At 41.3% G+C, this 789-nt stretch carries 1 protein-coding gene and 1 pseudogene; both read left to right on the plus strand.

Annotation, left to right across the window (positions count from 1 at the left end; translation table 11 throughout):
- Window positions 1-377: pseudogene (locus Q1A47_RS20510) on the plus strand (IS21 family transposase); the annotation flags it as partial.
- A partial coding sequence (locus tag Q1A47_RS20515; RefSeq protein WP_299632747.1) for an ATP-binding protein occupies window positions 374-789 on the plus strand: 416 nt, incomplete at its 3' end. The pseudogene Q1A47_RS20510 and the gene Q1A47_RS20515, both read left to right, overlap by 4 nt.

The raw sequence follows: 789 nt of genomic DNA on the forward strand, positions 1-789 counted from the left end.
ATTCATTTATGGATACGGTTGCGAAACGGTTTGAAGAGGTAGATTCCGCATACGACTATCTCAATATCATCCGGCAAAACTACCCTCGGTATATTAGAGATCAGCTGCAGATTATTTCAAAGCAGACAAAGGAGAACAATGGGGCAATCTTATCAGCAGCACTAAAAGAATGTGTGAAAAGAAATCTTTATAGTGCGACAGATTTTAGCGATATCGTTTCATACATCAAACGACAACGCCAAGCTGATGATACAATAACCGATAACGCCCGGGCTGTATCATCAATAAATAAGATTTCAGGCTGGCTCATGGATACGGAAGCCCAAAAGAGAACAGTAAATGCCTATACTGAAATATTGGAGGGTGAGTCTAATTGAGTCAGCTGAATCAATTACAAGATTTGATGAAAACCCTCCGCCTAACCGAAACAGCTATCCATCTTCCTACACTCATAAGAGAAGCTGAGCAAAAGGACGCATCCTTTACTCAGTTTCTCCTGGATGTGGCAACCTATGAACAAAAGCGCAGAGAAGAAAAGCTATTAGAGAAACGGTTTAAATGGGCGACGTTCCCGTTTTTCAGCACTCTGGAAGAATACGATTTAAAAGAACAGAAATCATTAAGTTCAAAGAAACTAAATCAGTTGAAGGACTTAACGTGGATGGAGCAGCTATATAATATTATTTTCCTTGGGCCGCCAGGCGTCGGCAAAACCCACCTATCGATTGGGCTGGGCATGGAGGCTCTCAACCAAGGATATAAAGTGATTTTTACTACGATGGGTGATCT

Source organism: uncultured Virgibacillus sp. (assembly GCF_947495635.1).
Taxonomy (GTDB): domain Bacteria; phylum Bacillota; class Bacilli; order Bacillales; family Amphibacillaceae; genus Virgibacillus; species Virgibacillus salarius.